Raw genomic sequence first — 18,602 nt, forward strand, 5'->3', positions numbered from 1 at the left:
AATGGCTAAAGAATCAATGAAAGCGCGTGAGCGCAAAAGAGAAGCTTTAGTAGCTAAATATGCTGCTAAAAGACAAGCTTTAAAAGAAGCTGGTGATTACGAAGCATTACAAAAATTACCTAAAAATGCTTCTCCGGTAAGACTACACAACAGATGTAAACTTACTGGAAGACCAAGAGGTTACATGAGAACTTTTGGTATCTCCAGAGTAACTTTCAGAGAAATGGCTAACCAAGGCCTTATCCCTGGAGTTAAAAAAGCAAGTTGGTAATTATTATTAACTAATCGAGATTGCCAAGTTGGCTTTACAAGATATAAGATGGAAGATGTCAGATTACAGACATACCATTTGTCTGAAGTCTGATATCTGAAATCTGACGTCGAAAGTCAAAACTAGCAGTTATTAACCAATAATTTAAAACAAAGAAATGGTAACAGATCCAATTTCAGATTTCCTAACAAGAGTAAGGAACGCACAAAGCGCAGGCCACAAAGTGGTGGAAATTCCTGCATCGAAAATCAAAAAAGAGATCACTAAAATTCTTTTTGACCAAGGTTACATCTTAAACTTCAAGTTTGAAGATAACGCTGTTCAAGGGAACATCAAGATCGCTTTAAAATACGATAAGCAAACTAACAAACCTGCTATCAAATCTATTCAGAGAGCTTCTCGTCCAGGTCTAAGACAATACAAAGGTTCTGAGGAACTTCCAAGAGTATTGAACGGACTTGGTATTGCTATTATCTCTACTTCTAAAGGAGTTATGACAGATAAAAAAGCAAGACAAGAGAAAGTAGGAGGGGAAGTAATTTGCTATGTTTATTAATTTTTAATTAAAGGAAAATGTCAAGAATTGGTCATGCAATTATAGAAATTCCTGCTGGGGTAACCATTACTGAAAAAGACGGTTTCGTTACAGTAAAAGGGCCTAAAGGCGAGTTAACTCAAGAGCTTACAAGCGGGATCACTTTAGAACAAAATGAAGGTAAACTTAACGTTAACCGTCCATCAGATTCTAAGCAGCACAAAGCCCTTCACGGTCTTTACAGAGCCTTAATCAATAACATGATTGTAGGTACGTCTGAAGGCTTTACAAAAAAACTAGAGTTGGTAGGGGTAGGTTACAGAGCTTCTAACCAAGGTCAGAGATTAGAGTTAGCATTAGGTTTCTCTCACGGTATCGTGTTAGATCTTCCAGGTGAAGTACAAGTAGAAACGCTAACTGAGAAAGGTAAAAACCCTATTATTACTTTGTCTTCTTACGATAAGCAATTATTAGGGATGGTAGCGGCTAAAATCCGTTCATTCAGAAAACCTGAACCATACAAAGGTAAAGGTGTTAGATTCGTAGGAGAAAATGTTAGACGTAAAGCCGGTAAATCTGCTTAAAATTTAAGAAAATGGCATTAACAAAAGTTGAAAAGAGAATCAGAATCAAAAGAAGAGTAAGAGGCAAAATCTCCGGATCTGCTGAATTACCAAGATTATCTGTATTCAAAAGTAATAAAGAAATCTACGCTCAGTTAGTAGATGATAAAAGTGGGAAAACTTTAGTAGCAGCTTCTTCTCGTGAGAAAGATCTTGCTAACGAAAAGGGGACTAAAACTGAAATCTCCACACTTGTTGGTAAAAAGATTGCTGAAAAAGCTATCGCTGCAGGAATTGGTTCAGTTGTGTTTGATAGAAATGGTTTCGTGTATCATGGTAGAGTAAAAGCTCTTGCTGATGGTGCCAGAGAAGGTGGACTTAAATTCTAATTTTAAAAATCGGACAATATGTTAGGACTAGATAATATCGAAAGAGTAAAACCCGGAGGATTAGAATTGACAGATCGCCTCGTGGCTGTTAACAGAGTAACTAAAGTAACTAAAGGTGGACGTGCGTTTGGATTTTCAGCTATCGTAGTGGTAGGTAATGAAGACGGCGTTATCGGTTATGGCCTTGGTAAGTCTAAAGAAGTTGCTTCTGCAATTTCTAAAGCTGTAGAGGATGCTAAGAAAAACTTAGTTAAAGTACCGGTAGTTAACCATACAATCCCTCACCAGACTACAGCTAGATACGGTGGAGCAGACATCTTCTTAAGACCTGCATCTCACGGTACAGGACTTATCGCAGGTGGTGCTGTACGTGCAGTACTAGAATCAGCTGGGGTACATGATGTACTTTCAAAATCTAAAGGATCTTCTAACCCACACAACGTGGTAAAAGCTACTTTCAAAGCTTTATTAGAAATCAGAAGACCTGAAGAAATTGCTAGAATGAGAGGTGTTTCATTAACAAAAGTGTTTAACGGTTAATATTAAAAACAATGGCAAAAATCGCAATCAAACAAGTAAGAAGTGCTATTGGTAGAACAAAAAACCAAAAGCTAACACTAGAAGCATTAGGCTTGAAGAAATTACAACAAGTTGTAGAACATGAGGCTACTCCATCTATCTTAGGAATGGTAGCAACCGTAAGCCACTTAGTTGAAGTTCAGGAAAAATAGTAAGAATTTTAATATTCGGAGAATATTTGTTATCTTCACACCCGAATTTTCCAAAAATTCTCCGGATTATATAAAATCTGAAAAACGTATTTTTCACGAACAGCTTTAGAAATAAAGATTCGTGAGTAAATCTAAAATCTATCAGAATTATGAATTTAAATAACATACAACCGGCTTCAGGTTCTACTCACAATTCCAAAAGAATTGGTAGAGGACAAGGTAGCGGTAAAGGAGGTACTGCTACAAAAGGTCACAAAGGTCAAAAGGCCAGAGCTGGTTACTCTCAGAAAATCGGTTTTGAAGGAGGTCAGATGCCTTTGCAAAGAAGACTACCTAAATTCGGTTTCAAAAACGTTAACAGAAAAGAGTTCAAAGGTATCAACTTGGATACTATCCAATTGCTTATCGATACTAAAGGGATCACAGGTGATATCACTAAAGATGTTTTAGTAGAGAACAATCTAGTTTCTAAAAACGATTTAGTAAAAATCTTAGGAAGAGGAGAATTGAAATCTAACATTTCAATCTCTGCTGATAAGTTTACTAAATCAGCTGAAGAAGCAATCAACAAAGCAGGAGGTAAAGCAATTACTCTTTAATCATTACAATGAAAGGATTTATACAGACACTTAAAAACATTTGGAGTTTAGAAGAACTTAGGAACAAGTTAGTTTTTACGTTCACGCTCATCTTGGTGTATAGATTCGCATCTTATATTTCCCTACCGGCCATTAATATGGCAGAGGTAGGGAATCTTTTGCAAGTATACCAGAACCAAGGAGGAAGCAAACAAGCTTCTGGGCTTTTAGGCTTACTTTCTTCGTTCACCGGAGGTGCATTTAGCCGTGCATCTATTATGGCATTAGGGATTATGCCTTACATTTCGGCATCTATTATCGTTCAGTTGATGGGAATGGCTATTCCTTATCTTCAGAAATTGCAGAAAGATGGTGAAAGTGGGAGAAAAACCCTTAACCAGATTACGCGTTGGTTAACCATCGCGGTATGTTTGGTTCAAGCGCCTTCATATTTAGGTTCTATTACAGGATTGTTCCTGCCTTATACACAGTTCAGTTCTGCTTATTATATAGATCCTAATTCTATTATGTTCTGGTTACCAAGTATTGTTATTTTGGTGACAGGATCTGTTTTCGCTATGTGGCTTGGAGAAAAAATTACTGATAAAGGAATCGGTAATGGTATCTCTATTCTTATTATGGTGGGGATCCTTGCAGACCTTCCTATGGCTTTCATTCACGAGTTTCAGACTCAGACTGGTAAAGGTGGTTTAGGTACTATCATTATCTTGGTAGAAGTTCTGTTCTGGTTATTGGTAATCCTTTTAGCAATTATATTATCAGTTGCTGTAAGAAAAATTCCAATTCAGTATGTGAGCCGCGCTCAGGCTAGAGGAGGCGTTTCCAGAAATTTAATGGAAGGTGCCAGACAGTGGATACCTTTAAAAGTAAACGCTGCCGGAGTAATGCCAATCATTTTTGCTCAGGCATTAATGTTTGTTCCGGGATTACTAACAAAAGTAGATGAGACCAATACATTCCTTGCAGGCTTTAAAAATGTTTTCAGCTGGCAGTACAATGTATTGTTTGCCATACTGATTATAATCTTTTCATTCTTCTACACTGCTATTACCATTCCGGTAAATAAGATGGCTGATGACCTTAAAAGGAATGGGGGGTTGATCCCTAAAGTAAGACCTGGAAAAGAGACGGCAGATTATCTGGATGATATTTTATCCAAAATAACCTTGCCGGGTGCGATTTTTTTGTCTATCTTTGCAGTCCTTCCAGCAATAGTACATGGAACTGTTGTGCAAACTGACAGGTTTGCTTTATTCTTCGGTGGTACATCATTGTTGATTTTGGTTGGTGTTGTCTTGGATACTGTTCAGCAAATTAATACATATTTGTTGAATCATCACTATGATGGATTAATGCAGTCTAAATTATCAAGAAACCCCAACTTATAGAAGTATTGAATTTTTTATGGCAAAACAAAAGCATATAGAACAGGATGGCGTGATAGTGGAGGCACTATCTAACGCCATGTTTCGTGTGGAGTTGGAAAATGGGCATATTCTTATAGCTCATATTTCCGGTAAGATGAGAATGCATTATATCAAACTTTTACCAGGAGACAAAGTAAGATTAGAGTTATCTCCTTACGATTTATCAAAAGGGAGAATAACATTCAGGTATTAATAAAGCTTATAGCGCAAAGCAATAAATATGAAAGTTAGAGCATCAATTAAGAAAAGGAGTGCGGACTGTAAGATTGTAAGACGTAAAGGACGTCTTTATATCATTAACAAGAAGAACCCAAAATTTAAACAAAGACAAGGTTAATAGCAATTAAATTATGGCAAGAATTGCAGGGGTAGATTTACCTAAAAACAAAAGAGGAGTAATTGGACTTACTTACATCTACGGAGTAGGAAGAAGCACGGCTTCTGATATTCTTAAGAGCGCTGGTATCAGCGAAGATAAGAAAGTCAATGAATGGAATGACGATGAATTGGCAGCGATCAGAAACTTCATCTCTGAAAACATTAAAGTTGAAGGAGAACTAAGATCTGAAAAGCAATTGAACATCAAAAGATTGATGGACATTGGATGCCAACGAGGAATACGTCACAGACTTGGATTACCTTTAAGAGGCCAAAGAACGAAAAATAATTCTAGAACCCGTAAAGGAAAGAGAAAAACTGTTGCTAACAAGAAGAAGGCAAGTAAATAATCGTTAGAATCATGGCAAAACAAACTAAAGTAGTTAAAAAAAGAAAAGTAAAAGTTGAAGCAATAGGCGAGGCACATATCCAAGCTTCTTTCAACAATATTATTATTTCTTTGACAAATAAAAACGGAGAGGTAATCTCTTGGGCATCTGCAGGTAAAATGGGCTTCAGAGGTTCTAAAAAGAATACACCATTTGCAGCACAAATGGCAGCTGAAAATTGTTCTCAGGTAGCTTATGAAGCAGGTCTTAGAAGAGTTAAAGTTTTTGTAAAAGGTCCTGGTGCTGGTAGAGAATCTGCTATCAGAACTATCCACAACTCTGGAATTGAAGTAAGTGAAATCGTTGATATCACTCCAATGCCGCACAACGGTTGTAGACCTCCAAAAAGAAGAAGAGTATAATTTTAATCTCACAAATCTAAGACAATGGCAAGATATATAGGACCAAAAACCAAAATTGCAAGAAAATTCGGTCAGGCAATCTATGGTGATGATAAAAACTTTGAAAAAAGAAAGTTCCCACCAGGACAACACGGACCAAACAAAAGAAGAGGTGCTAAGAAATCTGAATACGCAGTTCAGTTAGCTGAAAAACAAAAAGCAAAATATACTTACGGTATCCTTGAAAGACAATTCGCTAATCTTTATGAAAAAGCGCAAAGATCTAAAGGGGTAACAGGTGAAGTACTTCTTCAACTTTGCGAATCCAGATTAGATAACGTAGTTTACAGATTAGGATTTGCTAAAACCAGAGCAGGAGCAAGACAATTAGTTTCTCACAGACACATCACTGTGAACGGAGAATTAGTTAACATTCCTTCTTATCAGCTTAAAGCTGGTGATGTAATTGCTGTAAGAGAGAAATCTAAATCTCTTGAAGTAATCACTGATGCTTTAGCTTCTAAGGCTAGCTACGACTGGTTACAATACAATGACGAAACTAAAACTGGTACTTTTGTAAGTGCTCCTGAGAGAATTCAGATCCCAGAAGAAATCAAAGAACAGTTAATCGTCGAATTATATTCTAAATAATCTTTTTGAAAATTTGCTCAACCAATCATTATGGCAATATTATCTTTTATTAAACCCGATAAAGTAATCCTTCTTAACTCAACAGACTTCAGAGGTCAATTCGAATTCAGACCTTTGGAGCCAGGTTTCGGTTTAACAATCGGGAATGCATTGAGAAGAGTTTTACTTTCTTCTCTAGAAGGGTTTGCTATTTCATCTATCAAAATTGAAGGTGTAGAGCATGAATTTTCTACTATCCCTGGTGTTATTGAAGATGTAACAGAAATCATCCTTAACCTTAAACAACTTCGTCTAAAAGCAAAAACCGAAGGTGCTACGGCAGAGCAGGTTTCTGTAAAAGTGACGGGTAAAGAGGAAATTACTGCTGGTGACTTTGCTTCAGCTATTAGTGGCTTTGAAGTACTGAACCCGGATTTAGTGATCTGTACTCTTAATAAGGATGTTAACTTTGAGATAACTTTCAATATTGAGAAAGGTAGAGGTTATGTTCCGTCAGATCAAAATAAATCTAACAATGCACCGATAGGCACTATAGCGATCGACTCTATTTTTACCCCAATCAAAAAGGTACAATATAGCATCGAAAACTATCGTGTTGAGCAGAAAACTGACTACGAGAAACTTATTCTTGATATCGAAACTGATGGGTCTATCACTCCTCAGAACGCTTTAACTGAAGCATCTAAAATATTAATTTACCACTTCATGTTGTTCTCTGATGAGCGTATCACTCTTGAGACTGAGGCTGTTAAAGCTTCTGCTCAGTACGATGAGGAAACGCTTCACACAAGACAACTTCTTAAGTCTAAACTTGCAGATATGGATTTATCTGTAAGAGCACTTAACTGCTTGAAAGCAGCTGAAGTTGAAACATTAGGTGAGTTAGTTTCTTTCAGCAAGTCGGATCTAATGAAATTTAGAAACTTCGGTAAGAAATCCCTTACTGAACTGGAAGAGCTAGTTCATGCCAAAGGACTTAACTTTGGTTTTGACGTAAGTAAATATAAGTTGGACGCTGATAAATAATCCTAAACAATGAGACACGGTAAAAAATTCAACCACTTAGGTAGAACAGCTTCTCACAGAAGTGCTATGCTTTCAAACATGGCATGTTCCCTAATTGAACATAAAAGAATCCATACTACAGTTGCTAAAGCTAAAGCACTGAGAGTATTCGTAGAGCCTATCCTTACAAAATCTAAGGAAGATTCTACTCACAATAGAAGAGTAGTTTTCTCTTACCTACAAAACAAAGAAGTAGTAAGCGAACTATTCAGAACAGTAGCACCTAAAATCGCTAACAGAAACGGTGGTTATACAAGAATCATCAAAACTGGTTTCAGACCTGGTGATGCTGCAGATACTGCACTTATCGAACTGGTTGACTTCAACGAGCTTTACAATCCAAATGAAGCAGAGAAGAAAACTACAAGAAGAAGCAGAAGAGCTACAACTAAAAAAGTGGAAGCTGCTCCGGTTGCTGAAGCTAAAGTTGAAGAAACTGAAGCTCCTGTTGCTGATGCAACTGAAGAAAAAACTGAAGAATAATATTCTTTCAGATATAAAATTAAAACCGTTCAGATTTCTGAACGGTTTTTTTGTTTTTACTAGAACCTCTAAAATTGCGGTGGTGGAACCGGGAAGTGATTACATTTATCCGGATCTATCGGAAGGCATGCTCCATATTGGCTGTAATACTGACAATAACCTTCTGGGCATCTTCCTCCCATTGGTGGAGCAGAACCTCCCTGAATTTGCTTCAGGTCTGTTTTTGATAATCTTTTCATAATAATACTTTTGAATTAATTGGTTGGTTTGCTGAATTTAAATAAAATATTTAGATGGTTGTATTGTCATTCAATCTTTATACTGTCTTAACAAATATTCGTATATAAAAAGTCAATATTAGAATAGGACTATAAATTCATAATTATAAAAATACTATCCCCGGATGGTATTTTTTATGTCCTTTCATTTCCATAACTTAGCCAAAACTTTTTAACCTATGAAGAACCTGCAAAGACTTTTAGTCCTGTTTGTTTTATTTGCATGTAATGTGCTTATATTTTCTCAATCCAAAAAAAGTACATTTGAGATTAAAAACGGACATTTTTTATTAAATGGAAAACCCTTCTCCATTCACTCCGGAGAAATGCATTACCCCCGAATTCCGCAAGAATACTGGAAGCACCGTCTTCAAATGATGAAGGCAATGGGACTAAATGCTGTTACAACTTATGTTTTCTGGAATTACCATGAAGAAAGCCCAGGGAAATGGAACTGGTCCGGAGAAAAAGACCTGAAGAAATTTATAAAAACTGCACAGGAAGTTGGATTATATGTAATTATAAGACCTGGCCCGTATGTATGTGCCGAATGGGAATTTGGAGGTTATCCTTGGTGGTTGCAAAATGTTAAAGGATTAAAAATCCGTGAAGACAATGATCAGTTCCTTGCGGAAACCCAGAAATATATTACACAATTATACAATCAGGTTAAAGATCTTCAAATTACTAATGCTGGACCTGTTATTATGGTACAGGCTGAGAACGAATTTGGTTCATTTGTGTCACAACGTAAAGATATTCCACTTGCGAGTCACCGTACCTATAATGCAAAGATTGTAAAGCAGCTTAAAGATGCCGGATTTAGCGTACCTATGTTTACTTCTGATGGATCATGGTTATTCGAAGGTGGTAGTGTTGTAGGAGCTTTGCCTACTGCTAATGGAGAGGATAATATTGAGAACCTTAAAAAAGTAGTGAATCAGTATAATAACAATCAGGGACCATATATGGTTGCTGAATTCTATCCTGGATGGTTGGCTCATTGGGCAGAAAAATTCCCAAGAGTAGATGCAGGAACTGTAGCACGTCAGACAGATAAATACCTTAAAAATGATGTTTCCTTCAACTACTATATGGTACATGGCGGAACTAACTTTGGATTTACTAACGGAGCGAATTACGATAAGAATCACGATATCCAACCAGACCTGACATCTTATGATTATGACGCTCCTATTACCGAAGCAGGTTGGAAAACACCTAAGTATGATTCGCTACGTGCTGTTATTTCAAAACATACAAAAGCTAAACTTCCGGAAGTACCGGCTCCAATAAAAGTAATCGATATTAAAGATATTAAGCTTGGCAAGCTGTACAACTTCTTCAGCTATGCAGAAGGGCAGCAAGTAGTAAAAGGTGACAAGCCTCTTTCCTTTGAAGAACTTAATCAGGGACATGGATACGTGCTTTACCGCCGCCATTTCAACCAACCGATTAGTGGTACTCTTGACCTAAAAGGACTTCGTGATTATGCAACGATTTATATTAACGGTGAGAAAGTAGGAGAACTGAACAGATACTATAACCAGTATACAATGCCAATTGATATTCCGTTTAACTCTACATTAGAGATCTTAGTAGAAAATTGGGGAAGAATTAACTATGGTTCCCGTATTAACGAAAATACAAAAGGAATTATCTCTGCAGTTAAGATTGGAGATACAGAAATTACAGGCAATTGGGAAATGACTAAATTACCTTTCCCTGATCAGTTCGCATCTACAATCAAAGCAAAACCCGTTGAAGGTAGTAAGCAGGCACAGCTGAAAGATGTTCCTGTATTGTATCAAGGAGAATTTGAACTGAATGAAACCGGAGATACTTTTATAGATATGCAAAACTGGGGTAAAGGAGTCATCTTCGTAAACGGTAGAAATATTGGACGTTTCTGGAAGGTAGGACCACAACAAACACTTTACATTCCGGGGGTATGGCTGAAGAAAGGTAAGAATGAAATTATCATTTTTGATCAGCTAAATCAAAAGGTTCAAAGTACTGTTTCAACTGTTAAAACACCTGTATTGGATCAGTTAGTAAAACCATAAATATTATTGCTTTATACATAAAATAATGGATAAGATTTTTCCTTATCCATTTTGTTTTTAATAAATTTGTTAGACTTAAAAAAAACTAAAAATGAGTTATATTTCTTACATCGATGCCAGACAGATTTTGGATTCTCGTGGCAACCCGACAATTGAAGTGGATGTGTTTACCGAAAGCGGAGCAATGGGAAGAGCAGCAGTTCCTTCCGGTGCTTCTACAGGAGAACATGAGGCTGTAGAATTACGTGATGGCGGCGCAGAATTCCTTGGAAAAGGAGTATTGAAAGCAGTAGAAAATGTTAGAGAGATTCTTGCTCCTGAATTAGTAGGCTTATCTGTGTTTGAACAAAACTTATTGGATGCCGTGATGATAGATATCGACGGTACTTCTAATAAAGCAAAACTTGGTGCAAATGCTATTCTTGGAGTTTCTCTGGCTGCTGCCAAAGCTGCAGCTGCAGAATTAAGAATGCCACTTTACAAATATGTTGGAGGGGTTAATGCTAATACGCTTCCTGTTCCGATGATGAACGTTATCAACGGAGGATCTCACTCAGATGCACCAATCGCATTCCAGGAATTTATGGTTATGCCGGTTGAAGCTGACTCTTTCTCTCATGCATTGAGAAAAGGGACTGAGATTTTCCACAGCCTTAAATCTATCCTTAAAGGAAGAAATCTTTCTACAGCCGTAGGAGATGAAGGTGGTTTTGCACCGACTTTCAACGGTACAGAAGATGGACTGGATACATTACTTCAGGCAATTGAAAAAGCAGGATATAAGCCAGGTGTAGATATTATGTTAGCATTAGACTGTGCTTCTTCAGAATTCTATAAAGATGGTATCTACGATTACAGAAAATTCGAAGGAGATAAAGGAGCGCACAGAACACGTGAAGAGCAGGTGTCTTACTTAGCAGAATTATGTAACAAATATCCAATTATCTCTATCGAAGATGGTATGCAGGAAGATGACTGGGAAGGTTGGAAATTGCTTACCGATAAAATCGGAGACAAAGTACAATTAGTAGGGGATGACCTTTTTGTAACCAATGTAAAACGTTTGAAAAAAGGAATCGACGAAGGTATTGCAAATTCTATTCTGGTAAAGGTAAACCAAATTGGTTCTCTATCCGAAACAATGGCAGCTGTACAAATGGCACAAAATAACCGTTATACAACAGTAATGTCTCACCGTTCAGGAGAAACTGAAGATGCTACTATTGCAGACCTTGCAGTAGCACAAAACTGTGGACAAATTAAAACTGGATCTGCTTCACGTTCAGACAGAATGGCGAAGTACAACCAACTTCTTAGAATTGAAGAAGCTCTTGGAGAGACTGCAATCTATCCAGGTTTTGACGCCTTCAAGATCAATAGAAAATAACAATTAAAAGTATCTCTCCTTGCAGTATTCTGCAAAATAGAGTATTTTTAGACAAATAAATCAAAATAATATGTCAGACAATAAAGTTGTTCTAAACTATGATGGACAGGCTTATGAGTATCCGATCGTAGAAAGCACTCTGGGAGATAGAGGAATCGATATCTCCAAGCTAAGAGACCAGACTGGTCTTATCACTTTAGATTTAGGTTATAAAAATACAGGAGCTACAATTAGCGAAATTACTTACCTAGATGGTGATCAGGGAGAATTATTCTACAGAGGCTATCCGATTGATCAAATTGCTGAGAAATCTAATTTCACTGAAGTAATGTATTTGCTTCTAAATGGCGAATTACCAAACAAAGAACAATTCAGTGGTTTTGAAAGCAACATAAAGAAGTATAACTTCATTGCTGACGAGATGAAGAAAATTATCGATGTTTTCCCTCGTTCAGCTCACCCTATGGGCGTATTATCTTCCTTAACTTCGGCACTTACAGCATTCAATCCGAAAGCTGTAGATGTAAGCTCTAAAGAAGATCTTGACCATGCTGCTGAACTAATGATTGCCAAGTTTGCTCACCTTTGTGCCTGGACTTACAGAAAAACTCAGGGATTACCATTGAATCATGGAGACAACAAACTTAACTATGTTGAAAACTTCTATAAAATGGCATTCAGATTACCAAATGAGGAATTTGAATTAGATCCTGTTGTAGTAGGTGCATTAGATAAGTTATTAATTCTTCATGCTGATCACGAACAAAACTGTTCTACTTCCACAGTAAGAATGGTAGGTTCTGCTCACACGGGTCTTTTTGCTTCTATTTCTGCAGGTGTTTCTGCACTTTGGGGACCTCTTCACGGAGGAGCTAACCAGGCAGTAATCGAAATGCTTGAAATGATTGACAAAGATGGTGGTGATGTATCGAAGTATGTAGCAAAAGCTAAAGATAAAAATGATAACTTCCGTTTAATGGGCTTTGGACACAGAGTTTACAAAAACTTTGACCCAAGAGCTAAGATCATTAAAAAAGCAGCTGATGATATCCTAGGTAAATTAGGAATCCAGGACAAAGCTTTAGATATTGCAATGCAATTAGAAAAAGTAGCTTTGGAAGACGATTACTTCGTAGAAAGAAAACTATATCCAAACGTAGATTTCTATTCAGGTATCATTTACAGAGCTTTAGGAATTCCTACAGAAATGTTTACAGTAATGTTTGCATTAGGAAGACTACCAGGATGGATTGCTCAGTGGAAAGAAATGAGACTGAAAGGAGATCCAATCGGAAGACCAAGACAAGTTTATCAAGGAGCAAAGGAAAGAAACTATGTTCCTATGGAAAACAGATAATATTCCTCAAAGAATATAATAAATCAGAATCCCAAAATTTATTTTGGGATTCTTTTTATTTTAAATGCTAAGAGTTTGTTATTATGAATTTAGAAACTCTGATTATAATATACTGAATGACAGAGGTACTATTAATTAGGTGCAGCACGATAAAATGCTCAGTAAAAAGTATTTTTATGGATAAAAAATTCATATAAAGTTAAAATATCATCTAAATTTAGATAAAATATCTTCTGTTTTATTTAAAACATGATTTGGTTTGTATAAGAAGCATTTTTAGTACAAAATATAACTCTAAAAGTTAATTATTGTCCTAAAGTACTCCATTTGTAGAAGATTTTTGATTTGTTTAGATTTGCGCTTCTAGTTTTTATTTATGAAGCTAAACATTACAAATGAAACAGGGAGACTAAGAAGTGTTGTCTTGGGACAACCTCAGTCAATGGGAGATACTCCAGAGTTAAAAGACTCTTATGATGCTAAGTCTTATCAGAGCATTAAAAAAGAAATTTACCCAGTAGAGAATGATATTATATCGGAGATGAATGCTTTTGAAAAAGTACTCCAGAAATATAATGTAGAAGTTTTCCGCCCTGAAATTATTAAAGATTACAACCAGGTTTTCTCCAGAGACGTTGCTTTTGTTATTGATGACAAAATGATTATTTCCAATATCATAGAAGACAGAGCAGATGAGCAGGAAGCTTACAGAAAAATATTTGAAAAAGTTCCGTGGAGAAATATTATCAATCTACCGGAAAGTGCTCATATAGAAGGTGGTGATGTTATTGTATGGAACGATTTTTTGTTTGTAGGAACATGCTACAGTCAGGATTACAGAAGCTATAAAACAGCGCGTACAAACGAATATGCGATTGAAATCCTAAAGGAATATTTTCCTCATAAAAGGATTATAGATCTTGATCTGAAAAAGGATGACAAAAATCCAAAAAAAGGAATTTTGCATCTTGATTGTACATTTAATCCAATAGGGAAAGATAAATGTATTATTTATAAAGATGGTTTCGTAGAAGAAAGCGACTACCAATTACTATTAGATATTTTTGGAGAAGAGAACTGTTTTATTATCAACAACGAAGAAATGGTTGCAATGGTACCTAACATTTTCTCAATAGACCACGATATTGTTGTAACGGATGGATCTTTTATAAGGCTAAATCAGCACCTGAGAGAAAAGTGGAACTTTACAGTAGAAGAAATTCCATATAGAGAAGTTTCTAAGATGGGAGGACTTTTGCGTTGCTCTACAATGCCTTTGGTGAGAGAAAAATAAATTTTTATTTGCAGATATAAATAATATCTACTACTTTTGTCGAGGATTTACATGCAAATCCATTTACTTATCCAGAAAGACGGAGGGAATTGACCCGGTGAAGTCTTGGCAACCTGCTAAAGGTAAGGTGCCACATTCAACCCCAAAAAAGGGAAAGATAAGTCTGAAAAAAGTTTGAAATATTTATAACAAAATACTCAAAACTCTTTCGACTTGTCGGAAGAGTTTTTTTATTCTCCGGCATTTACTCATTTCTTGGATAAGTCTGAACTAACAGATAACTAAAAAAACAAGATATTATGAGTAACTACAGATTCGAAACGTTACAGGTACATGCAGGGCACGAAGTGGATAAAGATACTAACAGCCGCGCTGTTCCACTTTACCAGACAACATCCTATACTTTTAATGATGCACAACATGCAGCAGATCTTTTTGGCCTGAAAGCTTTTGGGAATATCTATACCCGGATTATGAATCCCACTACAGATGTCTTTGAAAAAAGAATTGCAGCTTTATATGGTGGGGCTGGAGCTTTGGCAGTTTCTTCAGGGCATGCAGCACAATTTATTTCTATAACTAATATCCTTCAGCAGGGGGATAACTTTGTAAGCTCGCCATATTTGTATGGAGGAAGCTATAATCAGTTTACTGTAAGCTTCAAAAAACTGGGAATTGATGCCCGTATTGCTAAGGATGATAATGCTGAAGATTTTGAAGCGCTGATCGATGAAAACACTAAAGCTCTATATATTGAAACCATCGGTAATCCAACATTAAATGTTGCCGACTTTGAGGCTATTGCTAAAGTAGCTGAGAAACACCAAATTCCGTTAATTGTCGACAATACTTTTGGTGCCGGTGGTTTTCTTTTTAATCCATTTGAATATGGAGCATCTGTTATAGTGGAATCGGCTACCAAATGGATTGGCGGGCATGGTAACAGCGTTGGAGGAATAATAGTTGACAGCGGTAAATTTGACTGGGCAAACGGAAAGTTCCCATTATTATCGGAACCTTCTCCAGGGTATCATGACTTGGTATTTACTGATGTTTTTGGTAAGAATTCTCCTTTCGGAAATATTGCCTTCATTATTAAAGCAAGAGTAGAAGGGCTTCGCGATTTTGGCCCGGCATTATCACCATTTAATTCTTTTCAGCTAATACAAGGATTAGAGACACTCTCTTTACGATTAGAAAGAATTGTGCAAAATGCCCAGAAACTGGCAGAATATCTGGAGCAGCATCCTGATGTTGAAAGCGTTATTTATCCTGGACTTTCCAATTTTACAGATAAAGTAAATGCAGATAAATACCTAAAAAGAGGCTTTGGTGGTGTTTTGAACTTTGAGGTAAAAGGTGGAAAAGAAGCAGCCGTCAAATTTATTAATTCTCTAAAATTAGCAAGCCACTTGGCTAATGTGGGAGATGCTAAAACATTAGTGATTAACCCGGCGTCTACTACACATGAGCAATTAAGTGATGAACAACAAGCTGCGGCAGGAATTAAGCCAGGACAAATACGTGTAAGTGTAGGAATCGAGCATATAGATGATATTATAGCAGATTTTGCACAGGCATTTTAAAATATTCTTACTTACTTTACTTTTATTAACAGTTCCGTTGAAGAGATTCGACGGAACTTTTTTATTTTTGTTCTATAATAAATATTATGCAGTCAACTGATACGATTTTAATGATAGAGCCTATTGCATTTGGATTTAATGCACAAACGGCGGTAAATAATTATTTTCAGGTAAATGATGAATCTAAAGAAACTCAATCTGAAGCGCTGAAAGAGTTTAATGCTTTTGTAGATAAGCTTAGGAGCAAAGGGGTGAATATAATTACCGTAAAAGATACTTTGGATCCGCATACGCCAGACTCTATATTCCCAAATAACTGGGTGAGTTTCCATCAGGATGGTACTGTCATTTTATATCCAATGTTTGCTGAAAACAGAAGGCTGGAGCGCAGAAATGATATTTTAGATCAATTATCTGGAAAAGGACTTAGTATTGCAGCTGTTAAAGACTATTCATTATTTGAAGCAGAAAACAGATTTTTGGAAGGAACCGGAAGTATGATTTTGGATCGTGAAAATAAAATTGCTTACGGAGCAGTTTCATTACGTTTGGATGAAGAAATTTTCATCAAATGGTGTGCCGAATTTGGTTATAAACCTGTAGTGTTTCATTCTTTTCAGTCCGTAAACGGAGAAAGACTCCCAATCTATCATACAAATGTAATGATGTGCGTAGGAAGTGATTATGCTGTAATTTGCCTGGATACAATCGATGATGTTACCGAAAGAGAATTGGTAGAAAAAGCACTTACAGAAAGTCATAAAGAAGTAATTGAAATTTCTGAAGAGCAAATGCAGAATTTTGCGGGTAACATGCTTGAAGTAAGAAATAATAAAGGGCATAAATTTTTAGTAATGAGTGAATGTGCTTATAAGAGCCTTACCTCAAAGCAGATTCAAACCATAGAAGCACATGCTGAAATATTATATTCGGATCTTCATACAATTGAAAAGAATGGTGGTGGTAGTGCCCGTTGTATGATGGCTGAAGTTTTTCTTCCGAAAGCATAATTTCATTATATTTGGAGAAATTCATAACTATTATTGAAATCTACTCTTAACAAAGGTTTACACATACTTATAACACTTGAAACCCCAACTGATACTAAGCTGTATCAGTGTGGAGAATTTATAAGTTTTGCGGAAAAATTACTTGCAGATAACCAAACAGAGGTTGTAGGCTTATCTACACATGTATTTGATAATAATAGCTTTACGGCAGCTGTTGTTCTGAAAGAGTCTCATTTGTGTATACATACCTGGCCGGAATATTCACAGTTACAGTTTGATTTATTCCTTTGCAATTACAAACAGGATAATCAGTATAAAGCTGAAAATATTGCAGCTGATATTGTTGCATTTTTCGAAGGAGAAATAGTACAACAAGATAAAATCTACAGATAAGATGCAGTTTGTTTGCCCTGTTTGTAGCAAAGAAAATAAGCATATTCTTAATTTTGAAATCGAAGAATATGTTTGTACGTCTTGTCGTAATCTTATCAATGTAAAAAATAATAAATCTGTAAAAGTTTTCCATACTTCACCAAGTAATATTGTACTGGATACAACAAAAAAAGGTATTGTTGATGGTATTGAGTATTTTGTTACAGGAATTGTGATGAGAAAATATGGAAGTTCTACTTACTGGAGAGAATATTATCTTCGGGATAAAAATGGTAATACTGCATTTCTGAGTGAAAGCGATGGTCATTGGGTATTTATGCTTCCACAAACGGAACCTCTAAAAGAAGCTAAATATTTTTGTGAATTCAAAGGGAAAAAGTATCGATGGTATGAAACTACGCCAAGTACAATTCATGTAGCCCAAGGTTTTTTTCAAGAAGAACTTAACTTTAAACCGGCTAGTTATAAAGAATTTGTAAACGGAACAGAGATGGTTTCCCGTGAAGAAGGAGGGATTGGGACAGAATACTTCTGGGGAAGACATATCTCTAAAAATTATGTCAAAAAAAGTTTTAAACCAGATTATCTGCCTTACTATTACGGAATAGGAATTGTGCAGCCCTATTACTTCAATGTTAAGCAAATTGTAAATATATTGGGGATAACTGCTCTTCTCATTTGTATATTACAATATTGGGTTTATAACTCACGTACAAATTATACTGTTTTTGAAGAAAAGCTTGAGTTTAAAAATATTAAGGATAAGGAATACCTCAGTAAAAGTTTTGAGTTATCTGGAGGTTCAGCTCCCCTAAATGTAGAAGCTTTTTCTAATGTGGATAATTCCTGGGCAACCTTCGATGTAAGTCTTGTAAATGAAAAGAATAATGAAGTTATTACGGCTACCAAGGATATTGAATATTATCATGGCTATGAAGGTGGAGAAAACTGGGCGGAAGGTAACAAAAGTGTAGATTATAATTTTTGTGGAGTAGCACCTGGAAAGTATCATTTTCTAATTTCCGGTGAAAATGAACAGATGGTAACTGAGACTACACCTTCTATAAAAGATATTACTATCACACAACTTCCTGAAGGAGGCATTCTGGGGCATGATACCATAAGTCATGAAGTTACTTATTATGAAAATAAGAATGAATATCAAGCAGATTCTGCAGATGTAGCAAGACATGAACAGGTAATAAACAAAATTAAAGAAGCAGAGGTACAAATAGAGCAGAAAGAACTTCCGAGCCTGAAGATTGTGGCCAAATGGTACCCAGTTTCTTTCTGGAATTTCTGGATTATAATGATTATTCTTGCTATTATAGGAGTTGTGTTATATTATGGGAAAAATTACTTTGACAGAGCAAAGTGGAATAACAGCTCAAATTCACCATTTTAAAATA

Annotated in this window: 24 protein-coding genes and 1 riboswitch; of the genes, 23 read left to right on the plus strand and 1 reads right to left on the minus strand. The window is 36.1% G+C overall.

Annotated elements, in window-relative coordinates:
- Position 1 precedes the first annotated feature (1 nt).
- The 15 genes from rpsN to rplQ all read left to right on the plus strand — a co-directional run bounded on the left by rpsN (position 2) and on the right by rplQ (position 7,822).
- Positions 2-271: a 30S ribosomal protein S14 gene (gene rpsN, locus BAZ10_RS12990; RefSeq protein ID WP_009087322.1), complete on the plus strand. Its 270-nt coding sequence runs from the start codon at positions 2-4 to the stop codon at positions 269-271.
- Between the two features lie 157 nt (positions 272-428).
- A complete protein-coding gene (rpsH, locus tag BAZ10_RS12995) occupies positions 429-827 on the plus strand; it encodes a 30S ribosomal protein S8 (RefSeq protein WP_009087320.1) in 399 nt (132 codons plus the stop codon).
- Between the two features lie 17 nt (positions 828-844).
- Positions 845-1,390 (plus strand): 50S ribosomal protein L6, encoded by a 546-nt coding sequence (gene rplF / locus BAZ10_RS13000; RefSeq protein ID WP_078772398.1) that lies wholly within the window; start codon positions 845-847, stop codon positions 1,388-1,390.
- 11 nt (positions 1,391-1,401) lie between these two features.
- A complete protein-coding gene (rplR, locus tag BAZ10_RS13005) occupies positions 1,402-1,758 on the plus strand; it encodes a 50S ribosomal protein L18 (protein WP_009087316.1) in 357 nt (118 codons plus the stop codon).
- Positions 1,759-1,776: 18 nt separating this feature from the next.
- On the plus strand, positions 1,777-2,298 hold the full coding sequence (gene rpsE / locus BAZ10_RS13010; protein ID WP_034871582.1) for a 30S ribosomal protein S5: 522 nt from the start codon (positions 1,777-1,779) through the stop codon (positions 2,296-2,298).
- A gap of 11 nt (positions 2,299-2,309) precedes the next feature.
- Positions 2,310-2,489 (plus strand): 50S ribosomal protein L30, encoded by a 180-nt coding sequence (gene rpmD / locus BAZ10_RS13015; protein ID WP_034871581.1) that lies wholly within the window; start codon positions 2,310-2,312, stop codon positions 2,487-2,489.
- 149 nt (positions 2,490-2,638) lie between these two features.
- Complete coding sequence (gene rplO, locus BAZ10_RS13020) at positions 2,639-3,088, plus strand: 50S ribosomal protein L15 (protein ID WP_034871580.1); 450 nt, start codon at positions 2,639-2,641, stop codon at positions 3,086-3,088.
- Between the two features lie 8 nt (positions 3,089-3,096).
- On the plus strand, positions 3,097-4,476 hold the full coding sequence (secY, locus tag BAZ10_RS13025) for a preprotein translocase subunit SecY (RefSeq protein ID WP_078772399.1): 1,380 nt from the start codon (positions 3,097-3,099) through the stop codon (positions 4,474-4,476).
- Positions 4,477-4,492: 16 nt separating this feature from the next.
- Positions 4,493-4,708, plus strand: coding sequence for a translation initiation factor IF-1 (infA, locus tag BAZ10_RS13030; protein ID WP_009087306.1), 216 nt, complete (start codon positions 4,493-4,495; stop codon positions 4,706-4,708).
- 27 nt (positions 4,709-4,735) lie between these two features.
- Positions 4,736-4,852 carry a type B 50S ribosomal protein L36 gene (ykgO, locus tag BAZ10_RS13035; protein ID WP_004917354.1) on the plus strand — a complete coding sequence of 39 codons (117 nt, stop codon included), beginning with the start codon at positions 4,736-4,738 and terminating at the stop codon, positions 4,850-4,852.
- 13 nt (positions 4,853-4,865) lie between these two features.
- The gene (rpsM, locus tag BAZ10_RS13040) at positions 4,866-5,243 is read left to right on the plus strand and encodes a 30S ribosomal protein S13 (RefSeq protein WP_009087290.1); all 378 of its coding nucleotides are present in this window, start codon (positions 4,866-4,868) and stop codon (positions 5,241-5,243) included.
- Between the two features lie 11 nt (positions 5,244-5,254).
- Positions 5,255-5,644, plus strand: a complete 390-nt coding sequence (gene rpsK, locus BAZ10_RS13045; RefSeq protein ID WP_009087288.1) for a 30S ribosomal protein S11 — start codon at positions 5,255-5,257, stop codon at positions 5,642-5,644.
- A gap of 24 nt (positions 5,645-5,668) precedes the next feature.
- Complete coding sequence (rpsD, locus tag BAZ10_RS13050; protein ID WP_078772400.1) at positions 5,669-6,274, plus strand: 30S ribosomal protein S4; 606 nt, start codon at positions 5,669-5,671, stop codon at positions 6,272-6,274.
- Positions 6,275-6,304: 30 nt separating this feature from the next.
- A complete protein-coding gene (locus tag BAZ10_RS13055) occupies positions 6,305-7,300 on the plus strand; it encodes a DNA-directed RNA polymerase subunit alpha (RefSeq protein WP_034871578.1) in 996 nt (331 codons plus the stop codon).
- Positions 7,301-7,309: 9 nt separating this feature from the next.
- Complete coding sequence (gene rplQ / locus BAZ10_RS13060; protein WP_078772401.1) at positions 7,310-7,822, plus strand: 50S ribosomal protein L17; 513 nt, start codon at positions 7,310-7,312, stop codon at positions 7,820-7,822.
- A 68-nt stretch (positions 7,823-7,890) separates the two neighbouring features.
- Here rplQ and BAZ10_RS19090 read toward each other — a convergent pair whose 3' ends face one another.
- Positions 7,891-8,061 carry a hypothetical protein gene (locus BAZ10_RS19090; protein WP_165689657.1) on the minus strand — a complete coding sequence of 57 codons (171 nt, stop codon included), beginning with the start codon at positions 8,059-8,061 and terminating at the stop codon, positions 7,891-7,893.
- A gap of 218 nt (positions 8,062-8,279) precedes the next feature.
- On the opposite strand from BAZ10_RS19090, the gene BAZ10_RS13070 reads away from it, so the two are divergent.
- The 8 genes from BAZ10_RS13070 to BAZ10_RS13105 all read left to right on the plus strand — a co-directional run bounded on the left by BAZ10_RS13070 (position 8,280) and on the right by BAZ10_RS13105 (position 18,598).
- Positions 8,280-10,166: a glycoside hydrolase family 35 protein gene (locus BAZ10_RS13070; RefSeq protein WP_078772403.1), complete on the plus strand. Its 1,887-nt coding sequence runs from the start codon at positions 8,280-8,282 to the stop codon at positions 10,164-10,166.
- A 91-nt stretch (positions 10,167-10,257) separates the two neighbouring features.
- Positions 10,258-11,553, plus strand: coding sequence for a phosphopyruvate hydratase (gene eno / locus BAZ10_RS13075; RefSeq protein ID WP_078772404.1), 1,296 nt, complete (start codon positions 10,258-10,260; stop codon positions 11,551-11,553).
- Positions 11,554-11,623: 70 nt separating this feature from the next.
- Positions 11,624-12,910 (plus strand): citrate synthase, encoded by a 1,287-nt coding sequence (locus tag BAZ10_RS13080; RefSeq protein ID WP_034871574.1) that lies wholly within the window; start codon positions 11,624-11,626, stop codon positions 12,908-12,910.
- 376 nt (positions 12,911-13,286) lie between these two features.
- On the plus strand, positions 13,287-14,204 hold the full coding sequence (locus BAZ10_RS13085; RefSeq protein WP_078772405.1) for a dimethylarginine dimethylaminohydrolase family protein: 918 nt from the start codon (positions 13,287-13,289) through the stop codon (positions 14,202-14,204).
- Between the two features lie 64 nt (positions 14,205-14,268).
- A riboswitch (SAM riboswitch) is annotated at positions 14,269-14,368 on the plus strand.
- A gap of 135 nt (positions 14,369-14,503) precedes the next feature.
- Positions 14,504-15,790, plus strand: coding sequence for an O-acetylhomoserine aminocarboxypropyltransferase/cysteine synthase family protein (locus tag BAZ10_RS13090; protein ID WP_078772406.1), 1,287 nt, complete (start codon positions 14,504-14,506; stop codon positions 15,788-15,790).
- 86 nt (positions 15,791-15,876) lie between these two features.
- Positions 15,877-16,800 carry a citrulline utilization hydrolase CtlX gene (ctlX, locus tag BAZ10_RS13095; protein ID WP_078772407.1) on the plus strand — a complete coding sequence of 308 codons (924 nt, stop codon included), beginning with the start codon at positions 15,877-15,879 and terminating at the stop codon, positions 16,798-16,800.
- Between the two features lie 33 nt (positions 16,801-16,833).
- Complete coding sequence (locus tag BAZ10_RS13100; protein ID WP_078772408.1) at positions 16,834-17,193, plus strand: S-adenosylmethionine decarboxylase family protein; 360 nt, start codon at positions 16,834-16,836, stop codon at positions 17,191-17,193.
- Position 17,194: 1 nt separating this feature from the next.
- Positions 17,195-18,598 (plus strand): DUF4178 domain-containing protein, encoded by a 1,404-nt coding sequence (locus tag BAZ10_RS13105; protein WP_078772409.1) that lies wholly within the window; start codon positions 17,195-17,197, stop codon positions 18,596-18,598.
- Positions 18,599-18,602 lie beyond the last annotated feature (4 nt).

It is taken from the genome of Elizabethkingia occulta, assembly GCF_002023715.1.
In the GTDB taxonomy this organism is placed as follows: Bacteria; Bacteroidota; Bacteroidia; order Flavobacteriales; family Weeksellaceae; genus Elizabethkingia; species Elizabethkingia occulta.